The 9,424-nt window shown below is 65.3% G+C and carries 9 protein-coding genes; 4 read left to right on the top strand and 5 right to left on the bottom strand.

The window, feature by feature from the left end:
- Positions 1–424 (bottom strand): DEAD/DEAH box helicase (locus ACQKQA_RS17720; RefSeq protein ID WP_427560140.1); only part of this gene is annotated, 424 nt, incomplete at its 3' end.
- 315 nt (positions 425–739) lie between these two features.
- Between ACQKQA_RS17720 and ACQKQA_RS17715 the strand changes: the two genes are divergently transcribed.
- A complete protein-coding gene (locus ACQKQA_RS17715) occupies positions 740–3,628 on the top strand; it encodes a discoidin domain-containing protein (RefSeq protein WP_427560138.1) in 2,889 nt (962 codons plus the stop codon).
- 58 nt (positions 3,629–3,686) lie between these two features.
- Here ACQKQA_RS17715 and yedA read toward each other — a convergent pair whose 3' ends face one another.
- Positions 3,687–4,601: a drug/metabolite exporter YedA gene (yedA, locus tag ACQKQA_RS17710; protein WP_427560135.1), complete on the bottom strand. Its 915-nt coding sequence runs from the start codon at positions 4,599–4,601 to the stop codon at positions 3,687–3,689.
- Between the two features lie 162 nt (positions 4,602–4,763).
- Here yedA and ACQKQA_RS17705 point away from each other — a divergent pair, with 162 nt between their 5' ends.
- Positions 4,764–5,216: an Lrp/AsnC family transcriptional regulator gene (locus tag ACQKQA_RS17705; RefSeq protein WP_427560132.1), complete on the top strand. Its 453-nt coding sequence runs from the start codon at positions 4,764–4,766 to the stop codon at positions 5,214–5,216.
- A gap of 146 nt (positions 5,217–5,362) precedes the next feature.
- Here ACQKQA_RS17705 and ACQKQA_RS17700 read toward each other — a convergent pair whose 3' ends face one another.
- From ACQKQA_RS17700 to ACQKQA_RS17690, 3 genes are all read right to left on the bottom strand, one after another.
- Entirely contained in the window at positions 5,363–5,974 is a 612-nt protein-coding gene (locus ACQKQA_RS17700; RefSeq protein WP_427560129.1) for a 3'-5' exonuclease, read from the bottom strand.
- A gap of 32 nt (positions 5,975–6,006) precedes the next feature.
- Positions 6,007–6,486 carry an NYN domain-containing protein gene (locus ACQKQA_RS17695; RefSeq protein ID WP_427560126.1) on the bottom strand — a complete coding sequence of 160 codons (480 nt, stop codon included), beginning with the start codon at positions 6,484–6,486 and terminating at the stop codon, positions 6,007–6,009.
- A 137-nt stretch (positions 6,487–6,623) separates the two neighbouring features.
- Entirely contained in the window at positions 6,624–7,412 is a 789-nt protein-coding gene (locus ACQKQA_RS17690; protein ID WP_427560123.1) for a DUF2076 domain-containing protein, read from the bottom strand.
- Between the two features lie 178 nt (positions 7,413–7,590).
- On the opposite strand from ACQKQA_RS17690, the gene ACQKQA_RS17685 reads away from it, so the two are divergent.
- Both ACQKQA_RS17685 and ACQKQA_RS17680 read left to right on the top strand, forming a co-directional pair.
- Positions 7,591–8,250 carry a YciC family protein gene (locus tag ACQKQA_RS17685; protein WP_427560121.1) on the top strand — a complete coding sequence of 220 codons (660 nt, stop codon included), beginning with the start codon at positions 7,591–7,593 and terminating at the stop codon, positions 8,248–8,250.
- Between the two features lie 90 nt (positions 8,251–8,340).
- Entirely contained in the window at positions 8,341–9,420 is a 1,080-nt protein-coding gene (locus tag ACQKQA_RS17680) for an endonuclease/exonuclease/phosphatase family protein (RefSeq protein WP_427560118.1), read from the top strand.
- Positions 9,421–9,424 lie beyond the last annotated feature (4 nt).

Below are 9,424 nucleotides of genomic sequence, written 5' to 3'. Positions count from 1 at the left end.
GAGCTGGCCGCCGGTGTGGATCACCGTCACCTGCGGCGCTTCCATCAGCGCCTGGGCCGCGCAGCTTCATCATCTGCGGGTTGATGCTGACGCCGCCGTACACCGCATAAGTGCGCAATGGCAGGTTCGCAGCGTACTGGCGCACCGCTTCGTGCACCTGCTCGGCCAGTTCGCGGGTCGGCACCAGGATCAACGCCCGCACCGAGTTGGCCGCGACCTTCGGCCCTTCCATGGTCAGCAGTTGCAGCAGCGGCAAGGCGAAGCCGGCGGTCTTGCCGGTGCCGGTCTGCGCGGCGGCCATCAGGTCGCGACCGCCCAGCACCGCGGGAATGGCTTGCGCCTGCACCGGGGTCGGGGTCTGGTAGCCAAGCGTTTCGAGGGCGCGCAGCAAGGGTTCGATCAGGCCGAGAGTGGCGAATGTCATGGGGATACCGTAGGGAAAAGGTCAGCGCTGGTGTGCAATGCGCGGCAGTTTACCCTAATTTGCCCGGCTTTCTCCTCGGACAGCAGCCTTTCATCCGGCCGGACGGGCCGCTCCCACGGGCGCGAAAAAAGGCTGCGGGTCCCGAATTCACGGCGCCTCGTACGGGTACGAAAATCCGCCCGCTCGATGTACAGAGCAATGACCCACCGCCTATGATTTCGCCGCCGGCACACCTTCTCATTCATCACTTACCTGCGCATCCACCTTGTCGATCCTGATCGGCAGGGATACGGCTGCGCTGTTTCAGGAAAGGTTATGCCCAGCTTCAGATTGACCGCGCTTTCTCGCGCCCACCGCCTTTACTGCGCCGGCCTCACCGCAGCGCTGTTGCTGCCATTGAGCGGCGACCTGCTGGCCCAGCCAGCCCCTTCGTCGCCCCCTGCCACGCAAAATCAGAACGCCCTGAGCGGACATTTCATCAACCTCAACGCTGTCGCTTCGGGCGCTCGCAGTGCAGCCGAAGCCGGCACCGAACGCCTGCGCCAGGAAACCGGCCTGAGCATCGGCCCTGTCGCGCCGGCCCAGGGCGACGACTACAAGGACCTCAAGGTCCTGGTCGGCAAAAGCCTGAACCTCAGCCGCAGCCAGCAGGCCGAGGACGAAATGATTGTCGCCAGCCGTCCCGACGGCAGCTTCATTGCCCTGTTGCCGCAAGCCAACGCGATGATCCGCGGTAGCGCCGATGGCCAGCAGACGCTGCTGCGCTTCGACGGCCCCAACCGTCCCGCCCACGCTCCGGACGCTCTGGAAGCCCCGCAGCAGGCCATTTCCAACCTGCTCGAATCGGCTGCAGGCCAGCGCAGCTACCAGCTCGATCGCAACGCCGCGGGCGAGATTGTCATCGACCTGCTGGCAGGCTTCTCGGATCGATCCGCGGCGTTCGTCGGCGACGCTGAAGCCTATGCCCTGGCCCAGGTCGTGGCGATCAACCGAGCGGTGAAACAGTCGCTGATCCAGGGCGTGCGCGTACGCCTGGTCGGCACCCAGGTGGTGCGCGAGGACATGCCGATCACCACGGGCTCGCTGGCCCAGATCAGCACCCTGTTCGCCGAGGGCATCAAACAGTACAGCCCGGATCTGGTCACCAGCTTCGTGCGCGGCATCCCGGGCGAGGACACCGCCATCGGCTGGGCCTACGTCAATGGGCGCTACTCGATCAACTACATCAACAGCGCGGTCGCATTCCGCCATGAACTGGGGCACAACATCGGCGGCAGCCACTGCTCGGACGGCAAGAGCTATCGCTTCGGCTACAACAACGGCCGGGTCGGCACCATCCTCTGCGGCAACCATGTGCCGTACTACTCCAACCCCGATGTCAATGACAGCCGCGGAGTGCCGCTGGGCGACGCGCAAACCGCGAACATGGCCCGGGTCTGGCGCGAAAACGCGGCGAAGATCTCGGCTTACGCACCGGCCGTGGTGCCCCTGGCCGACGAGCAAGGCACCCAGCTGTTGCAACAGTCCGTCAACCTGGCCAAGGGCGAACTGCGCTACTTCCCTCTGGATGTGAAGCCCGGTACCCAGCGCCTGGCATTCAGCGTGACTCACGGTCCGCTGAACGAGCCGGCAGGCAAGGTCCAGTTGCTGCTCAAGCGTGGCGCCCAGCCAAGTGTCGACGACTATGACTACCGCTCGCTGGAGAACAACGGCGTGGCACTGGGGGTCAACGACCCGCAGCCCGGCCGTTGGTATCTGGCCGTGCGCGCGGAAAAGAACAAGACCGTGACCGATATGGTGGTCGAGGGTCATGCCTTCGCCCTCCTGAACGAAACCGTCAAGGCTCGCTACGTCCGCCTGGTGGCCAACTCCTCGGTGGATGGCAAGGAAAACGCCAGCATCGCCGAACTGCACCTGGCCGATGCCCGCGGCAAGTCACTGCCTCGCAGCTGGCGCATCCACTCGGCCAGCAGCACCCTGGCCGGCTCGCCGGGCAGCAATATCATCGACGGCAATCCCAAGACCTTCTGGGCCTCCGCCGCTGGCGCCGGCTATCCCCACCAGTTGGTGATCGACCTGGGCAGCGAGAGCAGCTTCTCCCAGTTGCACTACCTGCCGCGCCAGGACCAGGGCCTGAGCGGCAATATCAAGGCTTACCAGGTGTATGGTGGCGCCGGGCCGGACGGCCCGTGGACCTTGCTCGCCGACGGCGAATTCAGTGCCGACAACGAGGTCAAGTCGGCCTCGCTCAAACCCGTGGAGAACGTCCTGCCGCCCGTGGCGAAGATCAGCGGCAAGACCGAGGCCGAAGCCGGCCAGCAGGTGGTGCTGGATGCCTCGGCCTCCAGCGACCCGCAAGGCCATGCCCTGGACTTCGCCTGGGAAGCCACGCCGGCCCTGGACTTCGCCCTGGACGGTCCGCGCCTGAGCTTTATCGCCCCCGAGCTGGCCAGCGACACCCGCTATCGCTTCGACCTGAAGCTGAGCAACGGCAAGCAGAGCAGCAGCGCCAGCCATGAAGTGCTGGTCAAGGCCAACGGCAACGCGACCAGCTGCAAAGCCCCATGGGAGGCCGGCAAGGTCTACACGGAGAAAAACGAAGTGCAGCACAAGGGCCGCCAGTACATGGCCCGCTGGTGGGTCCAGGGCAGCGAGCCCGGCAACCCGGCCTTCACCGGCGCCGACGGCAGCGGCAAGGTCTGGAAAGACCTGGGCCCATGCGACGGCGACACGCCGGTCGAACCGCCGGTGGCGAACATCAACGGCGTCTCCCAGGCCAAGGCCGGTGAGCAGGTGCGGCTCGATGCCTCGGGCTCCAGCGATCCGGCGGGGCTGCCCCTGGAGTACCGCTGGAGCGTCAGCCCGAGCCTGAGTTTCCAGGCCAAGGGCCCGCAGCTGACGTTCATCGCACCGAAGAACGCCAAGGACACCCGTTACCGTTTCAGCCTCGAGCTGAGCAACGGTCATCGCAGCGTGCTCAGCGAGCACAGCGTGAAGGTCAGCGCCGACGGCGGCGGGCAACCCGGCCTGTGCCAGGGGCCGTGGAACGCCAGGAACGCCTACGTGACCGGTAACAAGGTCAGCCACAACGGCCACTTCTATACCGCGCGCTGGTGGACCCAGGGCAACGAGCCGGGCAACCCGGCCTACACCGGCGGCGAAGGCAGCGGCAAGGTCTGGCGCGACGACGGCGCCTGCAACTGATATCCCGGGCGAACGCGCCGCGTTCGCCCCGTATTGTTGAAAACCGCGACCGCCTGCCTCAGGCGGTCGTTTCCTCCGCCATGACCTTCACTTTCGGCTTTTGCCATTGCGGCAGGCCGATCAGCACCACGGCACTGATGATCACCACCATCGCCATGGCCTCTTCCAGGCCAATGGTCTCGCCGACGAACACGATCCCCAGCAGCACTGCCACCGCCGGATTGACGTAGGCGTAACTGGTGGCCGCCGCCGGACGCACATGCTTGAGCAGGTACATGTAGGCATTGAAAGCGATGATCGAACCGAAGGCCGTCAGGTAGGCCAGGGCCGCCCATCCTTCCAGGGGCGGGACCTCCACCAGCCGCTCGCCACTCAGCCAGCTGCCAATCAGCAGCACCACGCCGCCCACCAGCATTTCGGCGGCGCTGGCCATCGCCCCCTGGGGCAACGGCAAGTGTTTGCTCCACACCGAACCGAAGGCCCAGGCCGCCGCCGCGAACACCAACAGGGCCGCGCCCGTCGGGCTCGCCTGCAGGTTGGAACCGAGGTTGAGCATGGCGATGCCGATCAGCCCGAGGGCGATCCCGGCCCATTCCAGGCGGGTGTTGCGCGCGCCCCAGAAATAACCGCACAGCAGGGTGAACAGCGGCACCGTGGCCACCGCCAGCGCCGCCACTCCGGACGCCACGCCCATGTGTTCGGCGACGGTGACCGCGCCATTGCCGCAGCTCAGCAGCAGGATGCCGATCATCCCCGCCGCCCGCCATTGCGCCCAGGTCGGCGCCGGCACCCCGCGCCAGCGCAGGAAGCCATACATCAGGCTACCGGCGATGACGAAACGGATGCCGCCGAGCATCAGCGGCGGCCAGTACTCGACCCCGATGCGGATCACCAGGTAGGTCGACCCCCAGATCACGTACAACGCAAAAAAAGCGGCAATCAACGGCAAGGGAAAACGGCGGAGGCCAGACATGGGCAAGGCTCGGAGACAGGCAAGGGAGAGCGATATTTTAGAAAGCCGGCAGCCGGAACTTAAGTTACAAAACCTGTTTAAAGCATCGGTACACTTTTCAATACACGGAGATTCTGGCTATAAACCATACTTTCGAAAGTCGCTGCGTTTGGAAGCCTCGCCATGGACAAATATGACCGCATGCTCCTCGCCGCCCTGCTGGAAAACGGCCGGGCGAGCTACGCCGAACTGGCGCGCAAAGTGAATCTCTCCGCCCCGGCCGTGGCCGAACGGGTGACCAAGCTGGAAGCCAGCGGGGTCATCACCGGCTACCAGGCCAAGGTCGACCTGGCCAAGCTCGGGCTACCGATCCAGTGCGTGATCGAGTTGCGCATGGCCCAGCACGGCAACCTGAAGGTCTACGACGAATTGAGCCGGATCCCGCAACTGACCGAATGCCACCGGGTCACCGGCGATCCGTGCGTGATCATGCGCGCCGCCGTCGGCTCGATGACGGAACTGGAGGAGCTGATCAACCGCGTCGCCCAGTTCGGTTTCAGCAAGACCTCGATCGTGCTCTCCAGCGCCATCGAACAGCGCGTACCGCTGGGACACCTGGAAAGCAACGGCAAATAAACCAACCACCGCCCTGTAGCCGCTGCCGAGCCCTGGCGAGGCTGCGATCGGCTCCGCAGGAGACGCGCTCTTGAGGCCCCCGGAAGGCTCTTCGAGCCTTATCGCAGCCTCGCCAAGGCTCGGCAGCGGCTACAAGGATTGAGGGGTCAGACGCCGCGCTGGCGCTTGAGGTGTTCGCCGATCTTGGCCGCCGGCACTTTCTGCAGCTTGCACAAAAAGTCGTGGGACAGCTCCCGCACCCCGTGTTTCTGCCGCAGTTCCTGCAACAGATGCGCGGTGAGGTTGGCGGCCATTTCCGCATCGGCCATGGCCCGGTGAGCCTGGCCGGTATGGGGCAGGCTGGCGAAGGTGGTGAGGGTGCCGAGCTTGTGATTGGGCGCCGCCGGCATCAGGCGCCGGGCCAGCAATAGGGAACAGGCGAAGTTCTGCAGGCGGGTGCGCTTGATCCGACCCAGCTCGAAATCCCAGAACTTCTGGTCGAACGCGGCGTTGTGCGCCAGCAGCGGCGTGGTGCCGACGAACTCGTTGACCTCGTTCATCACCTGCTCGGCCGGCGGCGCGCCGCGCAGCATGGCGTTGCTGATGCCGGTCAACTGCTCGATAAAGGCCGGCACCCGCACGCCGGCATTCATCAGGCTCTGGTAACGCTCGACGATGCGCCCCTGTTCGAGAATCACCACGGCGATTTCCGTGGCCCGGCAACTGCTGCTCGGGGCGATCCCGGTGGTTTCAAAGTCGATGACGGCGATGCGTTCCAAACCTGTCCAGCTCCGTACAAAAAATAGTCAGCTCAGTTTTTGAGCAATAGCGCGCCTTCGATCGGCACATAGCGCGTGGCGGCGCGGATCAGCGAATTGGCGGTCAGCCCCGGCACGCCGTAAGCCACCGCTTCGACGCCGTGCTTGCTGATGATCCGTTCGAGCAACAGGTCGAAATCGCCGTCGCCCGAGGCCAGCACCACTTCGTCGACATGGGCGGCGGCATCCATGATGTCAATGGTGATGCCAACGTCCCAGTCGCCCTTGGCCGAGCCGTCGCTGCGCTGGATATAGGGTTTGAGTTTTACCGTGAAGCCCAGGTTGCGCAGGATCTGCTGGAACTGCTGCTGCTTGCTGTCACCCCGGTCGATGGCATAGGCATAGGCTTCGACTATCTGCCCCTGCTTGCTGATATCGGCCCACAGGGCGGCATAGTTGAAGTGACAGCCATAGACCTGACGCACGGTGTAATAGAGATTCTGGACATCGGCGAACACAGCGATTTTTTTCACCGCTCATCCTCATGGCGCTCACGCGCGCGAACTGGGCCGGGGCTCAAACCCTGAAAAGTCGCCCAGTATGCCAGCCAGAAGGAAGGTTCCGCGAATAATCGGTCCGGGACGCCCAGGCGTTCCGGACCGATGGCGGGTCAGACGAAGGAATCGTCGTCGGAAAAGAACGAACTGTCGTCGCTGCCGTAGTCGGCATCGCTGAAGCCGCCCTGGTCGTTGTTGCCCCAGGAATCGTTGTTGGCCACGCGCTGCTCGTCGTTGCCCCAGCCGCCGCTGTTATCGCTGGCCGGCGCCGGTTCTTCCTTGATCACCTCGACGATTTCCTGCGGCTGCTGGTTGCCGTGGAACAAGCTGCTCAGGCCCTGGGCCAGCATCACGCCACCGGCCACGCCGGCCGCGGTCTTCAACGCGCCGCCGAGAAAGCTGCTGCCTGCCGCCTGTTGTGGCGCGGCATAGTTCTGCTGGGGATAACCCTGTGGTGGGTAATTCGGTGGCGCAGCGCCGAAGTTCTGCTGCGGCTGCGGGTTGAACGCCGGGCGTGCCGGTTCGCGCCAGCCACCGCCGGACGACACCGGAGCGCTTTGGGTCGGCGCCGGCTGCGGATCGCGGGACGCGCCGCCAAAGATGCTCGAAAGGAACCCGCCGCCGCTGGGCGCCGGTGCCGCGGCCTGGGCCTTGGCCTGTTGCAGTTCGGCCTGCAGTTGCTGGACCTGCTGGGCGAGTTGTTTGTTCTGCTCGTCGAGGCTCTTGAGCGCGGCCTCTTGCACCAGGATCGCCTGGGTCATGAAATACCCGGCGCCAGGCTGCCGGGCCAGATGCTCCTTGATCCGCGTCTCCGCCTGGGCGTCGCGCGGGGCTGAATCCTTCTCGGCTTGCTGCAACCGTGAAAACAGTCCATCGATCAGGGTTTGCTCTTCGCTGTTCATGGCGACCTCTTTAGATTGCCGGTAAAAAACGGGGCCTTGCCGTCATGCACAAGGTGCAACCAGTAATGGGGCTGCCGCGCGGGCTTTCAATGGCCTTTACCTAACGTTTACGTTTGCTCGCCCCGGGGCTGCATCGGTTAAAGTGTCCAACCGCTTTTTCGATCTGCGATAACCATTGATGAATCCGTTAACCGTTCTGCGCGACTCCCTGTACTTCTGCCAGCGCAACCTGGGGCGTATCGTCCAGCTGTGCCTGCCGCTGGTGGTCCTCGAAGCGCTGCTGCAGCAAGCCGTGGACAGCTCGCTGGGCCCCGAGGCCTTTCCCGGCTACAGCGTGGTCGTCGGCCTGCTGATCTACCCGCTGTACACCGGGGTGCTGATCCTGTTCCTCGACGCCCGCAGCCGCGGCGAATCGCCCATGGCCCGCGACCTGCTGGCCGCGGCCGTGAGCCTGTGGCCGCGCTTCGCCCTGCTGACCGCCATCAACACCCTGCTGATCCTGCTGGGCCTGTCGCTGTATTTCCTGCCCGGCCTGTGGCTGATGGTGACCCTGGCCTTCGCCGAATACCTGCTGGTGCTCCGGGGCCTGCAACCTTTGGCCGCGATCCGCGAAAGCTTCCGCCTGACCCGCGGGCACTTCCTGCGGATCCTGGTGTGCATCCTGGCGGTGATGGCCCCGCTGTGGCTGCTCAAGGGCGCCAGCATGGCCGCCTACCCCGACCCCAGCCCGCTGCTGTCGCTGCTGATCGAAAGCGCCCACAGCTTCCTGCAGTTGTTCACCAGCGTGGTGGTGTTCCGCCTGTTCATGCTGATCGGCGATGCCCCCGCCAACGACTGATCCCCCGGGGCCGACCGCTCTACCTCTTGGGTGGCGGCCCTGCTCTCGGTTATGCTCGGGCTCCATCCCGCAACGCCATAAGCCGAGCCGATGCCCCGACTATTGCGCTCCATCCTCCTGGGCCTGCTGATCAGCGCGGGCCTGTTGTCCGCCATGGTCTACAGCCTGACCTGGCGCCCAGCCCCCAAGGAGTCGCTGCCGGTCGCCTGCACCGGCAAGGCGCCCAGCCTCGTCCCCGGCCAGGCGCTGAAGGTGATGACCTGGAACGTGCAGTACCTGGCGGGCAAGCGCTATGTGTTCTGGAACGACCAGGCCCAGGGGCCGGACGAGCGCCCGACCCGGGAAGACATGGCGTTCAGCCTGGACGAAGTGGCCCGGGTGATTCGCGACGAGCAGCCGGACATCCTGCTGCTGCAGGAACTGGACGACGGCGCCAAGGCCAGCGACTACCAGGACCAGCTCAAGCTACTGCAGGAACGCCTGGCCGACCTCTACCCCTGCAGCACCCAGGCTTTCGACTGGAAGGCCGACTTCGTCCCCTCCCCGCATATCTTCGGCAGCGTCGGCCGGCAACTGGCGACCCTGAGCCGCCTGCGCATCGACCACGCCGAACGCCTGCAATTGCCGGTGCCTGCGGCCAATCTGGTGAGCCGCCAGTTCCAGCCGAAAAACGCCGTGCTGGTGAGCTACCTGCCCCTGAGCGACGGCGGGCAGGTGGCCGTGCTCAACACCCACCTGGACCGCGCGACACGACACCCTGAAGCACTGCAGGCCCAGGTGAACGCAGTGACCAAGGTGCTGGACCGTTTCGAGGCCCGGGGTACGCCCTGGCTGATCGGCGGCGACTTCAACCTGCTGCCCCTGGGACAGTACCAGCGGCTCGCCCCCGAACAGCGCGCGCCCTACCTCGCCGACAGCGCGCTGCACACGCTCTGGGACAAGTACCCGATGATCCCCACCAACAACGAGGCCAGCGGCATCGACCGCGCCCTGTGGCTGACCCACTACCCCAACGACCCGGCCCTTGACGGCCCGGACCGCACCGTCGACTACCTGTTCCACAGCCCGCGGATCAAGCGGGTCCAGGCCCAGGTCCGGCAGGACGACACCCTGCGCATCTCCGACCACCTGCCGCTGATCGCCCGTTTCCTGCTGCCTGCCGCGCTGTAACCGT

Origin of the sequence: Pseudomonas sp. NPDC089530, from assembly GCF_050280705.1 — a bacterium.
Taxonomy (GTDB): domain Bacteria; phylum Pseudomonadota; class Gammaproteobacteria; order Pseudomonadales; family Pseudomonadaceae; genus Aquipseudomonas.
The sequence above is the reverse complement of the archived record's forward strand: the minus strand, read 5'-3'. Positions and strand labels throughout refer to the sequence as shown.

Bases quoted from the DNA above. Each gene is read 5' to 3' on its own strand.
- ACQKQA_RS17715 (WP_427560138.1), top strand. From the start codon at position 740: ATGCCCAGCTTCAGATTGACCGCGCTTTCTCGCGCCCACCGCCTTTAC.
- yedA (WP_427560135.1), bottom strand. From the start codon at position 4,601: ATGTCTGGCCTCCGCCGTTTTCCCTTGCCGTTGATTGCCGCTTTTTTT.
- ACQKQA_RS17705 (WP_427560132.1), top strand. From the start codon at position 4,764: ATGGACAAATATGACCGCATGCTCCTCGCCGCCCTGCTGGAAAACGGC.
- ACQKQA_RS17690 (WP_427560123.1), bottom strand. From the start codon at position 7,412: ATGAACAGCGAAGAGCAAACCCTGATCGATGGACTGTTTTCACGGTTG.
- ACQKQA_RS17685 (WP_427560121.1), top strand. From the start codon at position 7,591: ATGAATCCGTTAACCGTTCTGCGCGACTCCCTGTACTTCTGCCAGCGC.
- ACQKQA_RS17680 (WP_427560118.1), top strand. From the start codon at position 8,341: ATGCCCCGACTATTGCGCTCCATCCTCCTGGGCCTGCTGATCAGCGCG.